Consider the following 18,625-nt stretch of genomic DNA (forward strand, 5'->3'; position numbering starts at 1 on the left):
CGGGTGGTCGGTGGTCCGGTTCGGCGTCGTGGTGTTCGCCGGCGACGGCCCTCGGGTGTGGCCGGGTGATCGGTGTGGCGTGGTCATCGGGGCCGCCTTCGGGTCGGGTGCGTGGCGTGGTGGGCGTTCCGGTGTCACCGGAGGTCGCCTTCCTCTTCGAGCGTGGCGCGCAGGGTGGCCAGGCAGCGGCCTCGGGTCGGGCCGATGCTGCCGCGCGGCATGGCCAGGGTTTCGGCGACCACGCGGTACTCGGCGCGGCCTGCCAGGACGGTCAGCCGCAGGAGTTCCTGGCAGCGCCTCGGCAGCGTGGCGAACGCCTGCCACAGTCTGCGGTCGCGGTCGTTGCGCAGGGCCTCGGACTCCGGGAGCCACCGGGTTTCCGGCACGTCCAGCGCCGAGTCGTCGGAGAGCGCGGCCTTGCCGTTCGCCTCGCGCCACGCCCGTTGCGCCTCCCGGCGGGTGGCCACGATCAGCCAGCCCGCGACCGCGCGCGGCTCGACCAGGCGGTCCAGGTGGCGGAGCAGGCTCAGCCACACCGTCTGCACCACGTCCTCGGTGGTCGCCCGGTCCAGTCCGTTGCCGCGCGCCACGTGCCACACCAGCGGCGTCAGTTCCGCCACCAGCGCGTCGAGCGCGCCCTTCGCGCCGCCGCGGGCCGCGTTGATCAACGACGCGTGCCGGTCCGGCGCGGAGCCCTGTGCCATGATCGCCGCCACTCCCAGCTCGTCGGGCGCCGGATCCTCCGGGATCGCCTCGACCAGTTCCCGCCGCAACCGTGCCAGCGGCTCGGTCTCGTCACTCACGAGCGTCCTCCCTTCCGGCCCGGTCCGACGGCGTTTCGCGCAGTCACGACCGTCCCTCCCCTCGCCGGGACCGGCGCGCCCGCCGCTCCTGGTTGCCGACCACCTCGCTGATCCGGGCCCGCGCCTCGGTCACGTACCGCCGCACGGTCTCCCGCCGACAACCCAGCACGTCGGCGATCTCGTCGTCGCCGAAGTCCCAGAACCGCAGCACCAGCGCGGTGCGCAGCCGGTCGGGCAGGTCCGCGATGGCGGCGAACGTGCTGTTCAGCTCCTGCCACGTCTCGGGGTCCCGGTCGCGCTGCACGAGTATGCGGAACGTGCCCCGGTGGCGTGCGGCCACCTCGTCGGTCACCTCGCCCGGCCGTTCGCGCCGCCGCGACTGGTCGACCAGCAGGTTGCGGATGGTCTTCACCATCCACGCGCGGCGGCGGGTCTCGTCGATGGTGGGCCAGTGCCGCCACGCGCCGACGAACGCCTCCTGCACCGCGGACTCGTGGTCCAGGTGCGGCGACACCACCGCGGCGAACCGCAGCAGCCTCGTGCGTTCGCGCTGGTAGAAGTCGCTGAAGGAGTCTTCCGGCGTCACGAACCCTCCCCTCGTTCCCCGGCACAGGTGAGACGGACGAGGGGAGGTGTTGTGGATGTCAGCGCAGCCGGCGCAGCACCCGCACCCACCACGACCAGCGGGCGGGCCGCTCGGGCGGCACGCCGGCGAACGTCGCCGCGTTGTCCAGCAGGTCCTCCACGAGGGCGTCGTGCAGCCACCGGACGGCCAGCGGCCACCCCAGCCGCATCCACCCCGTCGTCCGGCCGCGCAGCACGTGCCGCAGACCGCCGGGCACGACCTCGAACGCGTGCGTGCCGTGCAACCCGACGCGGGGGTCGAAGGCGAACTCGATCCGACGTCCCGGCTCGTGCGCGGTGCACGTGTAGCGGACGAAGCCGTGGCCGCCGGTCGCGCCGACCCCCGGCGGGCGGTCCAGCACGAGCTTCGGCCACCGGCGCGGCCACAGGTCGGCGAGGTGCTCCACCACCCCGTCCGTCGGCAGTGCCCGGAAGTGCACGTTCTCCACCACGACGACCTCCGTACGCATCCGTATGGAACCTGTCCGTACGGTAGCGTACGGAACCGTGCGGACACGACGGACTCGGGAGGACTGGACCGGGGTGGCGCTGCGGGCGCTGGCCGAAGGCGGTGTCGCGGCGGTGGCCGTCGAACCGCTGGCGGTGCGGCTCGGCGCGACCAAGGGCAGCGCGTACTGGCACTTCCCCAACCGGGAGGCGCTGCTCAAGGCGACCCTGGAGCGCTGGGAGCGCGAGCACACCGAGGCGGTGATCGCGCTGGCCGACGTGCACGCGACGCCGGAGGGGAAGCTCCGGGCGCTGTTCGGCGTCGTCCTGGGTCGGGAGCGGGACAGCGCGATCGAGCTGGCGCTGCTCGCCGCCGCGGACGACCCGGCGGTCGCGCCGGTGCTGGCCCGGGTCACCGGGCGGCGCGTCGACTACCTGGTGGAGTTGTTCTCCGCCTTGGGTTTCCCGCCGGACGCGGCACGCAGCCGGGCGGTGCTCGCCTACTCCGCCTACCTCGGGCAGGCGCAGCTGCTGACCAGGGTGCCCGCCGTGCTGGGCCGTCGCGGCGTGCTGCTGGAGGAGACGCTGGCCGCGTTGATCACGCGTGGCTGACGGGTTCCGGTTCGCGGTGCGGGTCAAGCCCGGCGCGCGGCGGGACGCGGTGGGCGGGCGCTGGGACGAGCGCGCGCTGGTGGTCGCCGTGGCCGCTCCGGCGGTGGAGGGCAAGGCGAACGAGGCGGTGCGACGGGTGCTGGCCAAGGCGTTCGGCGTGCGGCGTCAGGACGTGTCGGTGGTCGCGGGTGAGCGCGGCCGGGACAAGGTCGTGCGGGTGGACCCCGCCCCGGCCGACGCGCTCACGACGTTGGAGCGACTGCTGGACGCGGGTTAGGCGGCCAGCTTCCACAGCACGCTCGCGATGCCGTCCGCCTGGCGGTCGAGCGAGGTGTTGTCGATGTTCGACGACGTGTCGCACGCGCGGTGGTAGCACGGGTCGAACGCGCGACCCGACGTGCCGCCCCACTTCTGCGCCTGCGCCGCGGTCTTGGTGCCCTCCGCGCCGCTGAACGTGCCGCCGACCGGGATGCCCGCCCGCGCGAACGCCGCGTGGTCGGAGCGCCCGCCGACGACGGTCAGCTCGGTCTGCACGCCGATCGACGTGAAGTAGGCCTGGAGCGCCTGCTGGAGCGCGGCCGAGCCGGTGGGCTGACCCGAGGCGGAGTACACGAAGTAGCCCGGGTTCGGCGACGCGGTCATGTCGAAGTTCAGGTACGACTTGATCTTCGACTTGTCGCTTGTGGACAGTGAGTTCACGTAGTACGTCGAGCCGACCAGGCCCAGTTCCTCGGCGCCCCACCAGGCGAAGCGCAGGTGCTTCGTCGGGGTGAAGCCGGTGGCCTTCACCGCCAGCGCCACCTCGAGGATGCTCGCCGAGCCGGTGCCGTTGTCGTTGATGCCCGGACCGGCCGCCACGCTGTCCAGGTGGCCGCCCAGCATCACGATGTTGTTCGCGTCGCCACCGGGCCAGTCGGCGATCAGGTTGTACCCCGTCGCGCCGCTGTTGGTGAACGACTGCACGCGGGTGGTGAAGCCCGCGGCGTCCAGCTTGGACTTCACCCAGTTGACCGACGCCAGGTAGCCGGGCTTGCCGTGCGCCCGGTTGCCGCCGTTGGAGTTGGCGATGCTCTGGAGTTGGGCCAGGTCCGCCTGGACGGCGGCGAGCGAGATGTTCGGCGCCGCCGCTTGTGGCGCGGCGTTCGCGGTGGCCGCGCTCGACAGGAGCACGGCGAGCGTCACGGTGATCGTGCGCAGTTTCACGGTAGTTCTCCCGCAGGGAAGTGGAGGACTGGTGCGCACATCAACATGCACGGTTTCGCATGAGGTGGATAGGTTCGATCGGCTGGTGACGCTGCGCGTGTGCCGGATTAGTCCAAATCGGTGGTACCAGGGAGAATGGCCCCACCGTCGAGTGAAACCCCGGGGAGGGTGAGTGGGTGGTGTCACGGTCTACCTCGGCATCGGGGCCGCTGTACTGCTGATCGCCGTGGTGGCGGTGCGGGTGTCGACCCGGCTCGGGTTGCCCTCGTTGCTGCTGTACCTCGGCATCGGCGTCCTGCTCGGCGAGTCGGTGCTGGGCATCCAGTTCTCCGACGCCGACCTGACCCGGTCGCTGGGCACCGTCGCGCTGGTGCTGATCCTGACCGAGGGCGGGTTGACCACCCGGTGGTCGGCCGTGCGGCCGGCGCTGGGCATCGGGCTCGCACTGTCCACTGTGTCCGTCGGCGTCTCGATCCTCGTGGCCGGCGTGGGATTGCACTACCTGTTGGGCTTCGACTGGCGCACGGCGCTGTTGTGGGGCGCGGTGCTGTCGTCGACCGACGCGGCCGCGGTGTTCTCCGTGCTGCGCGGTGTGGGCGTCGGCAAGCGGCTGATCGGCGCGCTGGAGCTGGAGTCCGGCCTCAACGACGCGCCGGTGTACATCGCCGTGGTGCTGCTGTCGTCCGCGGAGGCGATCACCTGGACCGCGCCGCTGTTGATCGTCTACGAGTTGGTCGCCGGCGCCGTGGTGGGCATCGCCCTGGGGTGGCTGGGCGGGGTGGCGCTGCGCCGGGCCGCGCTGCCGTCGACCGGCCTGTACCCGTTGGCCACGGTCGCGGTGTGCCTGCTGGCCTACACGGTCGGCGACCTGGCGCACGCGTCCGGGTTCCTCGCGGTGTACATCGCGGCGCTGGTGCTGGGCAACGCCCGGTTGCCGCACCGGTCGGACACGCTGTCGTTCGCCGAGGGGCTCGGGTGGATCGCCCAGATCGGGCTGTTCGTGCTGCTGGGGCTCTACGCGTCGCCGTCGCGGGTGCTGGAGGTGCTGGTGCCGGCGCTGGTCGCGGGCGCCGTGCTGGTGCTGCTGGCCCGGCCGCTGTCGGTGCTGGCCGCCTGCCTGCCGTTCCGGGTGCCGTGGCGCGAGCAGGTGTTCATCTCGTGGTCCGGGCTGCGCGGCGCGGTGCCGATCGTGTTCGCGCTGTTCCCGTTGATCGAGGGGGTGCCGGGCGCGCGTCGGCTGGTCGACGCGGTGTTCGTGCTGGTGGTGGTGCTGACGGTGGTGCAGGGCAGCACGCTGCCGCTGGTCGCGCGGTGGCTCGGGCTGGTGCGCCGCGGCGAGGCCGAGGAGGTGCAGGTCGACTCGTCGGTGCTGGACGAGATGGGCGCGGAGCTGTTGCAGGTGCGGATCCAGAAGGGCTCGCGGCTGCACGGCGTGTACCTGTCGGAACTGCGGCTGCCGGTGGGCGCGGCGGTGAGCCTGGTGGTCCGCTCGACCCAGGGCTTCACGCCGTTGTCGACCACCCGGCTCCAGGAGCACGACCAGCTGCTGGTGGTGTGCACCGAGGAGGTCCGCACGGCCGCCGAGCACCGCATCCGGGCCGTGGACCGGGCGGGTCGCTTCGCCCGCTGGAAGGGCGACGCCGGTGTGCCGTGACCGTCCATTCCGGACGGTCGGGTGGGAGTGGTCCGGTGGTGAGCTGGGGACTCCCAGGATGTGGGCGCGGGTTGGCGGCCGGTGGTTCGTCGGTTAACGTTGTCGGCAGGTCATGAGTGCCAGCGTCAAGCCCGAGCTTGCTGGCCGGCAACCCTCCTCCGCGGTGGGGTGCCCTCGGTGAGGACCAGGCCTGACGCGCAGGGCGTCTGGGCAAGCGCGGGCTCCTCTCTCCGACGTGGGGTCCCGGACTCCCCGGAGGGTTTTGTCATGACCGTCGCCGTTCCCGGTTCCATCGCCGCTCTGCCCCGCGTCGTCGGCTCCGCGCTGCGGGTGCCCGTCGTCGGCGGCGCGCGGGTGCAGTACGCCAACCTCGACCACGCGGCCAGCGCGCCGTGTCTGGAGCAGGTGCGCGACGCCGTCGACGAGCTGCTGCCCTGGTACGCCAGCGTGCACCGGGGCGCGGGCTTCGCCTCGCAGGTGTCGACCAAGGTCTACGAGCAGGCGCGGGCGTCGGTGCGCAAGTTCCTCGGCGCCCGGCAGAGCGACGCGGTCGTGTTCACCCGCAACACCACCGACGCGCTGAACCTGCTGGCCCGCAGCCTGCCCCGGCACACCTCCGTGGTGCTGTTCGACACCGAGCACCACGCCGCGCTGCTGCCGTGGCGCGGGCCGAACGTGCACCGGATCGAAACCCCCGCCGACGCCTCGCGGGCCGCCGGCGTGCTGGACGCGGCGCTGTCGCGGACGCCGGTCGGGCCGCGGCTGGTGGTGCTCAGCGGCGCGTCCAACGTGACCGGCGAGGTGTGGCCGGTCGCCGAGCTGGCCGCGGTCGCCCGTCGGCACGGCGCGCGGATCGCGCTGGACGCCGCGCAGCTCGCGCCGCACCGGCCGATCGACGTGAAGGCGCTGGACGTGGACTACGTCGCGTTCTCCGGGCACAAGATCTACGCGCCGCTGGGCGCGGGCGTGCTGGTCGGGCGGTCCGACTGGCTCCAGGCCGCCGACCCGTACCTGGTCGGCGGCGGCGCCACGGCGCGGGTCACCGACCACGGCGACCGGCTGGGCGTGGCGTGGTCGGCGGTGCCCGAGCGGCACGAGGCCGGGTCGCCCAACGTGGTCGGCGTGCACGCCCTCGCGGTCGCGTGCGAGGTGCTGGGCAGGCACTGGGAGCAGACCGAGGCGCACGAGCGCGAGCTGCTGGGCCGGCTGCGCGCCGGGCTCGCCACCGTCCCGGGCGCGCACGAGCTGTCGCTGTTCGGCCCCGAGCACGACCGGGTGGGCGTGGTCAGCTTCGTGGTGACCGGTCAGGACGCCGGGTTCCTCGCCGCGGCGCTGTCCGCCGAGCACGGCATCGGGGTGCGCGACGGCGCGTTCTGCGCCCACGTGGCGGTGAACCGGCTCACCGACGGGCAGCGCGCGCTGCGGGCCTCGCTCGGGCTGGGCTCGACCGCGGAGCACGTGGACCGGTTCGTCGCGGCGCTGCGGTCGCTCGTGGCCGAGGGTCCGAAGTGGCGCTACGCGATCCAGGACGGTCGCTGGGCGCCGCTGGAGGACGACCGCGCACTCCCGCCGTTCCTGCACTGAGCGCGTGTTGGACAATGGTTCGGTGAGCACAGAGCCGACCACCACCGAACCGCAGCCCAAACGCCGCGTGCTGCTGCTGGCGGTCATCGCGCCGGTGGTGCTGGCGCTGGACATCCTGACCAAGGTGCTGGCGGTGGCCGACCTGGAGAACAAGCCGCCGGTGGAGCTGTTCGGCGGTCTGGTCTACCTGTCGCTGATCCGCAACTCCGGTGCCGCGTTCGGGCTGGCCGAGGGCTGGACGGTGATCCTGGCGCTGATCGCGTTCGGCGTCGTCGGGTTCATCCTGTGGATCGCGCGCAAGCTGCGGTCGGTCGGCTGGGCGGTCGGGCTCGGCCTGGTGCTCGGCGGCGCGCTGGGCAACCTGGTGGACCGGCTGTTCCGCGGCCCGGGTCCGCTGCGCGGGCACGTGGTCGACATCGTGTCGGTGGTCGAGCCGTACGGCACGTTCTTCCCGGTGTTCAACCTCGCCGACTCGGCGATCTGCGTCGGCGGCGCGCTGATCGTGCTGATGGCGCTGCGCCAGCGGGACTACGACGGCACCAAGATCGTCAAGAAGAGCGACTCGGGCACGGCGGACCAGGACAAGGCGGAGAACCAGGCGTGAGCGGCTACCGGACGCTGCCCGTGCCCGACGGACTCGACGGGATGCGCGTCGACGCCGGACTGGCGAAACTCCTCGGGTTGTCCCGCACGGTCGTCGCCGCGCTCACCGATTCGGGTGACGTCGTGCTGGACGGCCGGCCCGCGGGCAAGTCGGACCGGCTGATCGCGGGCTCCGTCCTGGAGGTCACGCTGCCCGAGCCCGAGCGGCCGGTGCAGGTGCAGGCCGTGCCGGTGGAGGGCCTCGAGGTGCTGTTCGAGGACGACGACGTGATCGTGGTCGACAAGCCGGTGGGCGTGGCGGTGCACCCGAGCCCCGGCTGGACCGGTCCCACGGTCGTCGGCGGGCTCGCGGCGGCGGGCAAGCGGATCTCCACCTCCGGCGCGGCCGAGCGGCAGGGCGTCGTGCACCGGCTGGACGTCGGCACGACCGGCGTGATGGTGGTGGCCAAGAGCGAGAGCGCCTACTCCGCGTTGAAGCACGCGTTCAAGGAGCGCACGGTCCACAAGCTCTACCACGCGCTCGTGCAGGGTCACCCGGACCCGATCAAGGGCACCATCGACGCGCCCATCGACCGGCACCCCAAGCACGACTACAAGTTCGCCGTGATGGCCAACGGCAAGCCGAGCATCACCCACTACGAGGTGGTCGAGGCGTTCCGGGCCGCGTCGCTGCTCGACGTGCACCTGGAAACCGGGCGGACGCACCAGATCCGGGTGCACTTCTCGGCGTTGCGGCACCCGTGCGTCGGCGACCTGACCTACGGCGCCGACCCGGTGCTGGCCAAGCGGCTCGGCGTGACGCGGCAGTGGCTGCACGCCCGCACGCTGGGGTTCCACCACCCGGCGGACGGCCAGTGGGTCGAGTTCACCAGCGAGTACCCGGCCGACCTGTCCCAGGCGTTGGAACTGCTGCGCGCCGAGGGCTGAGCACCGTCCGCCCGCGGCGAATTCCGTTCCGGGATTGTCGTACCCCCTCGCTACCGTGATCCACGTGAGCCGACCTCGCGTGTCCCGGTCCCGACGACCGCGCCGACCGCCCCGGCTCACGCCCGGTTCGCCAGTCCGGCGGCCGGCGGAGGGTCATCGGGGGATGAAGTGCGGAGCCGTGCCGGTCTGATCGGGCTCCTGGGCGTGCTGTGCTGCCTGGGGCCGCTGTCCGTCGACGCCTACCTGCCCGCGTTCCCGGCCATCGCGGCCGAGTTCGGCGCGGGGGAGTCGGAGGTGCAGCTGTCGCTGACGACGTTCATCGTGGGGATGGCGGTCGGGCAGCTGGTGGTCGGTCCGCTGTCGGACTCGTGGGGGCGGCGAAAACCCCTGCTGATCGGCATCGCGGGCTACGTGGTGGTGTCGCTGGTGTGCGCGTTCGCGCCGTCGGTGCTCGCGCTGTCCGGGCTGCGGTTGGCGCAGGGCCTGGGCGTGGCGTCCGGGTTCGTGATCGCGATGGCGGTGGCGCGCGACCTGTTCTCCGGGTTGGCGATGGCGCGGTTCATGTCGTTGCTGATGCTGGTGAACGGGATGGGGCCGATCGTGGCGCCGGTGCTGGGCGGCCAGGTGCTGCGGTTCGCGTCGTGGCGGGGCACGTTCGTGGTGCTGGCGGTGTTCGGGGTGCTGCTGCTGGTCGCGCTGGCGGCGTGGCTGCCGGAGACGCTGCCCGCCGAGCGGCGGCGGCCGGCGAACGTGCCGGGGACGCTGCGGGTGTTCCGCGGGCTGCTCGCGGACCGGGTGTTCCTGGGGTACGCGCTGGCGTCGGCGTTCGCGCTGGGGTCGCTGTTCGGGTACGTGGCGGGGGCGTCGTTCGTGCTCCAGGGCGTGTTCGGGTTGACGCCGCAGCAGTTCAGCCTGGTGTTCGGGGCGAACTCGGCGGCGATCTTCCTGTCGGGGGCGGTGAACACCTGGCTGACGGGCAGGATCATGCCGCGCGGCCTGCTGCGGATCGGGCTGGTGGCGGCCGTGGCGGGTGGCCTGGGTCTGCTGGCGGTAGGCCTGGCCGGTGGCGGCCTGCCCTACTTCCTGCCGCCGCTGTTCGTGGTGACGGCGAGCGTGGGCCTGCTGCTGCCGAACGCGGCGACCCTGGCCATGTCCCGCCACCCGGAGGCGGCGGGCAGCGCGTCGTCGGTGCTGGGCGTGACCCAGTTCGTCACGGGCGGTCTGCTGGCGCCACTGGTGGGCGCGGCGGGTTCGGCGAGCGTGCTCCCGATGACCGCCGTGATGGCGGCCGCGACGGCGGTGGCCCTGCTGTCGTTCGCCGTCCTGACCCGGGGCGACGCGGGCATCACGGCACACGAGCCGGAGGAGGTCCCGGTCCCCTGACCCACCGGCCCGACTTCCGAGCCGGACCAGGCCGTCCGGGACGGCTCGGCCCACTCTGTCCCGACCAGGCCGAGTCCTGCTCGGCGGGACCGGCGCGTCTGTGGCCGGACTCGGCCCTTCCCGGTGTGGGCGCGGCCCGGTTCGAGATGTCGCGGTGGCGTTGGTAGGGCACGGCTACCCGGTTGTCGCCCGTCGTTTTCCGGATGCCGCGACACCAGGGTGGCGGTACGGCTCCTGGTGCGGATACCGCAGCGGGCGTGCTGCGGTCGGCTCTGCGCGGTGTGGCGGAGGGGGTAGTCCGGTCGAGTGGCGCGGTGCCGGTGCGGGGTGGTGCGGGCATTGGCGCGGGGGTGTCGGGCGGCCCGGAAGTGACCCCCTACAACTGCGGACCGGCGGTGGGGCGCGCGCGGTTACGTTGTGCGGTCGGGCGGGGTGGGAATGATCTGTCGTGACGGTGTTTTCGCAGCTCAGTGTGACTGGCGTCCCAGCGGAAATGTCGTTTGGATGGGTGACAATGTCCTACCGAATAGTTCAGCTGTGCACTGAACTCGTCACGGTCGGTTCACTCTGGGCCTAGTTGTGTATCGAATTGATTACACACGACAAGGTGATAACGGACGGTGATAACACTCCGGAAGGTTGCACCGATCGAGCAACCACGGACATCGACCGTGGAGAGTGCGGCATGGCAAGAGAACACCGACCGATCACCCGGCGGACGCTGCTGGCAGCGACCCTGGGTGGAGCGGCGGCCGTCGGGATTTCGGGGGTGCCCGCGTTCGCGCAGACCACCACCCCGTCCCAGCCGGCCGGCAAGGCAGGGGGGGAACGGCTTCTGATCGGCAACGTCGTGGACGGTGGCACCGGCCTCCTCCAGGTGACGACCGCCGATCTGGCCGCTCCGGTGGGTGTTCCCCTGAGCAGTCAGCCCAACGGCCTCGTCGGCAGCGCCGACGGCAAGGTCGCGTACGTCGCGACCCAGTTCAACCCGGGCCTGACCGTGGTGAACGTGGGTGGCGCGAAGGTGGACGGCACGATTCCCGTGGGGGGATTCGCGAACTCGGTCGTCCTGAGCCCCGACGGCGCCACCGCGTACGTCGCGGTCGGCGCGGGCGGCGGCTCGCGCGGCTACGTGGCGGTCGTGTCGACCGCCGACGGCCAGGTCAAGACCCGGGTCCAGGCGGGCTACCAGCCCCGGGACATCGCCATCACCCCCGACGGCGCGAAGCTCTTCGTCGCCGACGAGCGGGCCAAGGGCGTCACCGTGGTCGACACCAAGACCAATCAGGTGGTCGGCACCATCAAGACCACCCGCCCGGCGCTGAAGGTGACCACCGACCCCAAGGGTCAGCGGGTCTTCATCGCGGGTCAGCAGGAGCTCGTGACGGCCGACGTGGCGACCGGCAAGGTCACCTCGACCGCCGTGCTCGCGGGCCGTCCCGGTGGCCTCGTGGTCGCGCCGTCGGGCGCGCTCGCGTACGTCAGCCTCTACACCGGGCCGACGACACCGGCTGCGCTGGCCGTGGTGAACACGCAGAATGGCCGCGTGTTGCAGTCCAAGGGCAACAAGAAGGCGCACGGCGACCTCGCGATCGCCGGCACCAAGGTCGTCGCCGTCGACCCCGTGGACGGCACCACCACCGCGGTGAACACCGAGACCACGGCAACCACCGGCGAGCTGGCGTCCCCCGGGAACGCCACGCCCACCTGCGTGGCGTTCGTCGGAACGAACTGAGAGAAGGACGCCACAATGCCCTTGTCGATGGCGGTCAGGACCCTCGACTACACCCCCACCTACCCGACCTACCCGAGCTTGTGGATGGGCGGCTACGGCGGCGCGCAGCGCGGCAACCACGGCACGGTCGCCCGGCGCCTCAAGGCGTCGTGCGTGGTGTTCGACGACGGCAGCGGCACCAAGAAGGCCATGCTGCGGATCGACGTCGTCAGCATCGCCCGCGAGATCCACCAGCAGATCCGCGCCGCCGTGCTGCCCCTGGTCGGCAACGTGAACGGGAACTTCCTGATCACGTGCAGCCACACCCACTCGGGGCCGATGATCGGCGTGAACTCGCCGCACCCGTACGTCATGATGTCGCTGAACGCGGCCGACATCAGCGCGATCGGTCAGACCACCACCGTGTTCATCAACCAGCTCGTCGCGCTGGTGCAGAACACCCTGTCCGACGCCACCACCCCGGTGAACCTCGGCTACGCCACCGGCTCGGTGACGATCGGCTACAACCGGGCCGAGCTGCCGACCGTGCTGACCGAGGTGCAGGTGCTCACCGCGCGCCGGACCTCGAACAACTCGCTGTTCGCGCTGCTCTACGGCTACGGCTGCCACGCCGTGTCGCGCGGCAACGACGACGTGTTCGACAGCGACTACTGCGGTTTCGCCGCCGAGGCCATCGGGTCGGCGCTGGGCATCGGCACCAACGTGTTCTTCTTCCAGGGCGCCGCGGGCGACCAGGACCCGGAGGACCCGCACCAGGCGTCGCAGGTGAACACGCTGGGCCAGCGGTTGGCCAACAAGGTCGTGGACATCGTCAACAACGGCACGTTCACCCCGGTCACCGGCCCGATCTCGACCCGGTACAACGACCTGCTGCTGCCGCTCAACCGCGACCTGGGCAACCCGGCCGCGATCATCGAGCTGCGCAACAAGTACACCGCGCGGATGGCCGCCAACCCGCCGGAGAGCTACGACTACCGGCACGCGAAGGTCATGGTCGACCAGATCGCGGGCGCGGGCGTGCAGCGGTACTTCTTCATGCCGATCGAGGTGTGGAAGTTCGGCGGGCTCAACATCGTGGCGCTCGCGCACGAGGTGCTGAGCGTGTACGAAACCCGGATCAAGGCGCTGACCGGCACCAAGACCTGGGTCATGGGCTACTCGAACGAGATCGGCGGCTACGTCGGCGGCGACACCACGATCCGCGCGGGCGAGACGAAGCACTTCGGCTACGAGGGCGGGTGGACCGACGACCCGAACGTCTCCGGCGCGGGCACCTGGACCACGTTCTACGCGTGGGCCGCGCCCTTGAAGCTCGACGGCGACAGCATCACCACGCCGGGCGGTCCGAGCACCGAGCAGGCGATCGTCGACGCCGCCGCCGCGCTGATCAACCAGGCCTGAGGGGACCGGAGAGAACATGCCCGCACCAGGAAACCTTGTGGCGCCGTACGGCGTGACGCCGGTGTACCCGGTCCACACCAACGGTCAGCTGTGGCAGTACGAGCACAACGACCCGGCCGGCGGCAGCTTCACGTGGGGCTCGTCCAAGCAGATCGGCAACGGCTGGCAGGGCCGCGTGCTCGCCGGGCCCAGCGGCTACTTCTACAGCATCACCACCGGTGGTGAGCTGCGGCTGCTGCACTTCAACGGCTCGTCGTGGGACCCGTACGCGTCCGGCGTGTACCAGGTCATCGGCCAGGGGTGGAACTACATCGCGGCCACCACGAAGTACAAGATCACCGTCGACGAGGACGGCGTCATCTACACGCTGGAGACCGACGGCCGGCTGCGGGCGTGGTACTTCGACGTGATGGCGAAGAACTGGACGATCCTCGGCGCGACGCTGGCGACCGGCCTCGGTTCGACCTACAACGCGATCATCGGCGCCGGCCGGGGCGTGCTCTACCTGCGCACCACCGCCGGCGTGCTGCACCGCTGGTACATCGACGACTGGACGACGCCGGCCACGCCGACGTTCCAGAAGCCGACGACGTCGATGTCGACCGGCTGGACGAACTTCAAGAACTTCAGCTCGTCCGGCGGCGACGTGATCTACGTGGTGAACGCGAGCGGCACGCTGCTGCACTACAAGTGGAACACCAGCACCAGCAAGCTGACCGCCGGCACCACGATCGGCTCCGGCTGGGGCAGCGAGCAGGACGTGATCGTGTCGTCCAACACCACGACCCGCTCGAACCCGGCCACGGCGTTCAGCAGCCTCGGCCCGAACGACGGTGGCGCCGCGCTCGCGCGGATCAACGCGGTGAAGCTGCCGTAGTACCCCGGTAAGCGCAAGAGGCCCGTCGCGAGTCGTTCGCGGCGGGCCTCTTCGCGTGCGGGGGTGCGGTCAGTCGTCCACGGTCCAGACGAGGGTGTTCAGGTCGGTCTCGGGCCGGGCGCTCCAGCGCACCGAGGTGACGACGGTGTTCTCCGGCAGCACGTACACCGTGTGGCCGCCGGCCGTCTCGCCCGGCTGCACGCCGATCTTGTGCGGCGGCCGGGAGGACAGCGACACCGGCGCCTTGGCGATCGTCTCGCCGGCCGAGGTCATCAGCACCAGGTACATGTCGGGCAGCGCGTTGAACGTCACGCCGCCGTTGTTGGCCAGTTCGGTGTGCACGACCACCGCGCGCTCGCCGTCGGCCAGTTTGTAGCCGGCCGCGGTGAAGAGGAAGTCGGCCGGGTCCACGACCTCGACCAGCTGGATGGTGAACCGGGCGCCCTCCAGGCCCTCGGTCTCCAGGGTGCTGCCGATCTTGCCGGTGCGCGGCCTCGGTCCGGACGGCGCGTCGCCGCGCGCCCAGCCGGCGGACTGCGGGGGACCCCAGGTGCTCATCGGCTCGGGCACCGGCGGCACGGGCACCGGGCCGGAGGGGTGCGGCGGGTGCGGCTGCTGCGCGGGGAACGGCTGGGACGGCGGGCCGGGGTACCCGGGGTAGCCGCCGCTGGGCGTGCCGCGGACGGTGCCGGGCCCGGGCTGGTAGGCGCCGCTGGGGGTGCCCCGGACGCCGGCGACACCGCCGCCGAGGCCACCGCCGACGCCCGCGCCCGGACCGCCGGTCGGGCCCGCGTAGTTGCCCCAGGCGACGCTGTTCGCGAGGGCCTTGCGGATGCCGTTGGGGTCGCACTCCACGCCGACCAGCAGCGGCAGCCCGCTGCCGGACAGGGTGATCAGCCGGGTGGCCGCCTCGCGGGGGTCCATGCCCAGCCGGGCGGCCAGTTCGTGCACGGCGGCGCGACCCGTCTCGGCGAGCAGCGCGAGCAGGCGGGCATCGACGGGATCCGGCGCGACCACGTCTTGAACGCTACCCGCCGGAAGGGGGTGCCGTGTCGACACCCCGACGGTCGGCGAGTCCCTGTTTGGTATCGATCGCGGGCGCTATAGGCTCGCTGGATCTGGCCCGTGGGCGGCGACCCGGGCGTACTGCGAACCTCCGGGGGGCTAGGGTGTCCGACTCGTTTGTGCACCTCCACGTGCACACCGAGTACTCGATGCTCGACGGCGCGGCGAAGCTGAAGGACATGTTCGCCGAGTGCGAGCGGCTGGGCATGCCCGCCGCCGCGATCACCGACCACGGCAACATGTACGGCGCGTACGACTTCTACCGGCAGGCCACCGCCGCCGGGATCAAGCCGGTGGTCGGCATCGAGGCCTACCTGGCGCCCGAGTCGAGGTTCAACAAGAAGCGCGTGCTGTGGGGCGACCCCGGCCAGAAGTCCGACGACGTCTCCGCCTCCGGCGCGTACACCCACCAGACGATCTGGGCGCGCACCGCCGAGGGCCTGCACAACCTGATGAAGATCTCCAGCCGGGCCTCGACCGAGGGCCAGCTCGGCAAGTGGGCGCGGATGGACGCCGAGCTGATCGCGGAGCACGCGTCGGGGCTCATGGCGACCACCGGCTGCCCGTCCGGCGAGGTGCAGACGCGGTTGCGGCTCGGGCACGAGAAGGAAGCCCTCGAGGCCGCCGCGAAGTGGCGCGACATCTACGGCGCGGACAACTTCTTCGTGGAGCTGATGGACCACGGCATCGAGATCGAGAGCCGGGTGCGCGGCGGCCTGGTGGACATCGCGCGCAAGCTCGCCATCCCGTTCGTGGTGACCAACGACAGCCACTACACCTACGCCGAGGACCGCGACGCGCACGACGCGCTGCTGTGCGTGCAAACCGGCAAAACCCTCCAGGACCCGAGCCGGTTCAAGTTCGACGGGTCGGGCTACTACCTCAAGTCGCCCGACGAGATGCGCGCGATCGACTCCTCGGACGCGTGGCAGGAGGGTTGCCGCAACACGCTGCTGGTGGCCGAGAAGGTCGACACCACCGGCATGTTCGCGTTCCAGAACCTGATGCCGCGCTACCCGGTGCCCGACGGCACGACCGAGTCCGAGTACTTCCGCGAGGAGGTCTGGGCGGGCATGCGCCGCCGGTTCCCGGGCGGGGTGGACGAGGTCCACGAGAAGCAGGTGGAGTTCGAGATCGGCGTCATCCTCCAGATGGGCTTCCCGTCCTACTTCCTGGTGGTGGCCGACTTCATCAACTGGGCCAAGGAGAACGGCATCCGGGTCGGTCCGGGCCGGGGCTCCGCGGCGGGCGCGCTGATCGCGTACGCGATGGGCATCACCGACCTGGACCCGTTGGCGCACGGCCTGATCTTCGAGCGGTTCCTCAACCCGGACCGGGTCAGCCCGCCCGACATCGACATCGACTTCGACGAGCGCCGGCGCGGCGACGTGATCCGGTACGTGACCGAGAAGTGGGGCGCGGACAAGGTCGCCCAGGTCATCACGTTCGGCACGATCAAGGCGAAGGCGGCGATCAAGGACTCCGCGCGGGTGCTCTACGGGCAGCCGGGCTACGCGGTCGCGGACCGCATCTCCAAGGCCATGCCGCCCGCCGTGATGGGCAAGGACATCCCGCTCGCGGGCGTGTTCGACCCGCAGCACAAGCGGTACTCCGAGGCGGCCGAGGTGCGGGCGCTGTACGAGACCGACCCGCAGGTCAAGGAGATCATCGACACCGGCCGGGGCCTCGAGGGCCTGATCCGCAACGCGGGCGTGCACGCCTGCGCGGTGATCATGTCCGCGGAACCGCTGATGGACCACATCCCGGTGTGGATGCGGCCGCAGGACGGCTCGATCATCACCCAGTTCGACTACCCGACGTGCGAGACGCTCGGGCTGTTGAAGATGGACTTCCTCGGGTTGTCCAACCTGACCACGATCGACGACGCGCTCAAGAACATCGCGTTGAACGGCAAGGGGAACCTCCACCTGGACGACATCGGGCTGGAGGACAAGAAGACCTACGACCTGCTGGGTCGCGGCGACACGCTGGGCGTGTTCCAGCTCGACGGCGGCGCGCTGCGCGACCTGCTGCGGCTGATGCGACCGGACAACTTCGAGGACGTCTCGGCGGTCATCGCGCTGTACCGGCCGGGCCCGATGGGCGCGAACTCGCACACGAACTACGCGCTGCGCAAGAACAGGCAGCAGGAGATCGTGCCGATCCACAAGGAGCTCGAGGAGTCGCTCGCCGAGATCCTGGACACGACCTACGGGTTGATCGTGTACCAGGAGCAGGTGATGGCGATCGCGCGGAAGGTGGCCGGCTACTCGCTGGCACAGGCGGACCTGCTGCGCCGCGCGATGGGCAAGAAGAAGAAGGAGATCCTGGACAAGGAGTTCGAGGGTTTCCGGCAGGGCATGCTCGACCAGGGTTACACCGACGAGGCGATCAAGACCCTGTGGGACATCCTGGTCCCCTTCGCCGACTACGCGTTCAACAAGGCGCACTCCGCCGCCTACGGCCTGATCGCGTACTGGACCGCGTTCCTCAAGGCGAACTACCCCGGCGAGTACATGGCCGCGCTGCTGACCACCAACTCCGACAACAAGGACAAGTCGGCGATCTACCTCGCCGAGTGCCGGCGGATGGGCATCACCGTGCTGCCGCCGGACGTCAACGAGTCGGAGCGCGAGTTCGTCGCGGTCGGCGACGACATCCGGTTCGGCCTGGGCGCGATCCGCAACGTCGGCGCGAACGTGGTCGAGGGGATCATCAAGGCGCGCAAGGAGAAGGGGAAGTTCGCGGACTTCTCCGACTTCCTGCGCAAGGTCGACGCGACGGTGTGCAACAAGAAGGTCGTGGAATCGCTGATCAAGGCCGGCGCCTTCGACTCGCTCGGCCACCCGCGCAAGGGCCTGCACATGGTGCACGTCGAGGCGGTGGACGCGGTCATGCTGACCAAGAAGGAGGAGGCGCGCGGCCAGTTCGACCTGTTCGGCGACGGCGGTGGCGACGACGGCGTGGGCAGCGTGTTCGACGTGAAGATCCCGGACGAGTACTGGGAGCCCAAGCACCAGTTGACGCTGGAGCGGGAGATGCTCGGCCTGTACGTGTCGGGTCACCCGCTCAACGGCGTCGAGCAGGTGCTGGAGTCCTACTCGGACGCCTCGATCGCGCGGATCCTGGAGGGCGACGTCCCGGACGGCACGCAGGTGACGCTGGGCGGCATCCTCGCCTCGGTCACCCGGCGGGTCAACAAGAACGGCGAGCCGTGGGCGTCGGCGCAGCTGGAGGACCTGGCCGGTGGCATCGAGGTGCTGTTCTTCCCCAAGTCCTACATGGTGCACGGGATGTCGGTGGCCGAGGACGCGATCGTGCTGGTGAAGGCGCGGGTGGCCAAGCGCGAGGACCGGATCTCGCTGATCGCCAACGACCTGGTGGTGCCGGACCTGTCCGAGCTGGGCGCGCAGGCGTTGCGGCTCAAGGTGAACGCGTCGCGGTGCGACCCGAAGCTGGTGACCTCGCTCAAGGAGGTGCTGGCCGCGCACCCCGGCACCACCGAGGTGCACCTGAACCTGATCATCAACGCCTCGCGCAACACGGTGCTGAAGCTGGACGACGCGCTGCGGGTGCAGCCGACGCCGTCGTTGATGGGCGACCTGAAGGCGTTGCTGGGCCCGGGTTGTCTGGGATGACCGGTTCGGGTGCCGTTGGGTAGGCCGATCGAGTGACGTGGCGGGGTGGCGGGATCTCGAGGGGACCTC

Annotated in this window: 16 protein-coding genes and 1 riboswitch; of the genes, 11 read left to right on the top strand and 5 right to left on the bottom strand. The window is 71.1% G+C overall.

Going from position 1 to position 18,625, the window contains the following annotated elements; translation table 11 throughout:
* Positions 1-134 precede the first annotated feature (134 nt).
* From AB0G50_RS12115 to AB0G50_RS12125, 3 genes are all read right to left on the bottom strand, one after another.
* A complete protein-coding gene (locus AB0G50_RS12115) occupies positions 135-704 on the bottom strand; it encodes a sigma-70 family RNA polymerase sigma factor (RefSeq protein ID WP_360106159.1) in 570 nt (189 codons plus the stop codon).
* A 142-nt stretch (positions 705-846) separates the two neighbouring features.
* Positions 847-1,389 (bottom strand): sigma-70 family RNA polymerase sigma factor, encoded by a 543-nt coding sequence (locus AB0G50_RS12120; RefSeq protein WP_360105868.1) that lies wholly within the window; start codon positions 1,387-1,389, stop codon positions 847-849.
* Positions 1,390-1,447: 58 nt separating this feature from the next.
* The gene (locus tag AB0G50_RS12125; RefSeq protein ID WP_360105871.1) at positions 1,448-1,897 is read right to left on the bottom strand and encodes an SRPBCC family protein; all 450 of its coding nucleotides are present in this window, start codon (positions 1,895-1,897) and stop codon (positions 1,448-1,450) included.
* A gap of 37 nt (positions 1,898-1,934) precedes the next feature.
* Between AB0G50_RS12125 and AB0G50_RS12130 the strand changes: the two genes are divergently transcribed.
* Positions 1,935-2,486 carry a TetR/AcrR family transcriptional regulator gene (locus tag AB0G50_RS12130; protein ID WP_360105874.1) on the top strand — a complete coding sequence of 184 codons (552 nt, stop codon included), beginning with the start codon at positions 1,935-1,937 and terminating at the stop codon, positions 2,484-2,486.
* The gene (locus tag AB0G50_RS12135) at positions 2,479-2,763 is read left to right on the top strand and encodes a DUF167 domain-containing protein (RefSeq protein ID WP_360105877.1); all 285 of its coding nucleotides are present in this window, start codon (positions 2,479-2,481) and stop codon (positions 2,761-2,763) included. The genes AB0G50_RS12130 and AB0G50_RS12135 overlap by 8 nt, the downstream gene beginning before the upstream one ends.
* On the opposite strand, the gene AB0G50_RS12140 is transcribed toward AB0G50_RS12135, so the two are convergent.
* On the bottom strand, positions 2,760-3,689 hold the full coding sequence (locus AB0G50_RS12140; protein WP_360105880.1) for a M28 family metallopeptidase: 930 nt from the start codon (positions 3,687-3,689) through the stop codon (positions 2,760-2,762). The two genes, AB0G50_RS12135 and AB0G50_RS12140, sit on opposite strands and share 4 nt — an antisense overlap.
* A 172-nt stretch (positions 3,690-3,861) precedes the next feature.
* Here AB0G50_RS12140 and AB0G50_RS12145 point away from each other — a divergent pair, with 172 nt between their 5' ends.
* The 8 genes from AB0G50_RS12145 (at position 3,862) to AB0G50_RS12180 (ending at position 13,853) form a co-directional block, all read left to right on the top strand.
* On the top strand, positions 3,862-5,343 hold the full coding sequence (locus tag AB0G50_RS12145; protein WP_360105883.1) for a potassium/proton antiporter: 1,482 nt from the start codon (positions 3,862-3,864) through the stop codon (positions 5,341-5,343).
* A 108-nt stretch (positions 5,344-5,451) separates the two neighbouring features.
* A riboswitch (SAM riboswitch) is annotated at positions 5,452-5,566 on the top strand.
* 44 nt (positions 5,567-5,610) lie between these two features.
* Positions 5,611-6,927 (top strand): aminotransferase class V-fold PLP-dependent enzyme, encoded by a 1,317-nt coding sequence (locus AB0G50_RS12150; protein WP_360105886.1) that lies wholly within the window; start codon positions 5,611-5,613, stop codon positions 6,925-6,927.
* 22 nt (positions 6,928-6,949) lie between these two features.
* Positions 6,950-7,531 carry a signal peptidase II gene (lspA, locus tag AB0G50_RS12155; protein WP_360105889.1) on the top strand — a complete coding sequence of 194 codons (582 nt, stop codon included), beginning with the start codon at positions 6,950-6,952 and terminating at the stop codon, positions 7,529-7,531.
* A 41-nt stretch (positions 7,532-7,572) separates the two neighbouring features.
* Positions 7,573-8,457, top strand: a complete 885-nt coding sequence (locus tag AB0G50_RS12160; protein ID WP_360106161.1) for an RluA family pseudouridine synthase — start codon at positions 7,573-7,575, stop codon at positions 8,455-8,457.
* 168 nt (positions 8,458-8,625) lie between these two features.
* A complete protein-coding gene (locus tag AB0G50_RS12165; RefSeq protein ID WP_360105892.1) occupies positions 8,626-9,840 on the top strand; it encodes a multidrug effflux MFS transporter in 1,215 nt (404 codons plus the stop codon).
* 607 nt (positions 9,841-10,447) lie between these two features.
* Positions 10,448-11,575 (top strand): YncE family protein, encoded by a 1,128-nt coding sequence (locus tag AB0G50_RS12170; protein WP_360105895.1) that lies wholly within the window; start codon positions 10,448-10,450, stop codon positions 11,573-11,575.
* Positions 11,576-11,602: 27 nt separating this feature from the next.
* Positions 11,603-12,976 (top strand): hypothetical protein, encoded by a 1,374-nt coding sequence (locus tag AB0G50_RS12175; RefSeq protein WP_360105898.1) that lies wholly within the window; start codon positions 11,603-11,605, stop codon positions 12,974-12,976.
* Between the two features lie 16 nt (positions 12,977-12,992).
* Positions 12,993-13,853, top strand: coding sequence for a tachylectin-related carbohydrate-binding protein (locus tag AB0G50_RS12180; protein ID WP_360105901.1), 861 nt, complete (start codon positions 12,993-12,995; stop codon positions 13,851-13,853).
* 69 nt (positions 13,854-13,922) lie between these two features.
* Here the strand turns inward: AB0G50_RS12180 and AB0G50_RS12185 are convergent, their stop codons facing one another.
* A complete protein-coding gene (locus AB0G50_RS12185; RefSeq protein WP_360105904.1) occupies positions 13,923-14,870 on the bottom strand; it encodes an AsnC family protein in 948 nt (315 codons plus the stop codon).
* A gap of 152 nt (positions 14,871-15,022) precedes the next feature.
* Between AB0G50_RS12185 and dnaE the strand changes: the two genes are divergently transcribed.
* Positions 15,023-18,556: a DNA polymerase III subunit alpha gene (gene dnaE / locus AB0G50_RS12190; protein ID WP_360105907.1), complete on the top strand. Its 3,534-nt coding sequence runs from the start codon at positions 15,023-15,025 to the stop codon at positions 18,554-18,556.
* Positions 18,557-18,625 lie beyond the last annotated feature (69 nt).

This window comes from Actinosynnema sp. NPDC020468 (assembly GCF_040642015.1).
Classification (GTDB): Bacteria; Actinomycetota; Actinomycetes; order Mycobacteriales; family Pseudonocardiaceae; genus Actinosynnema.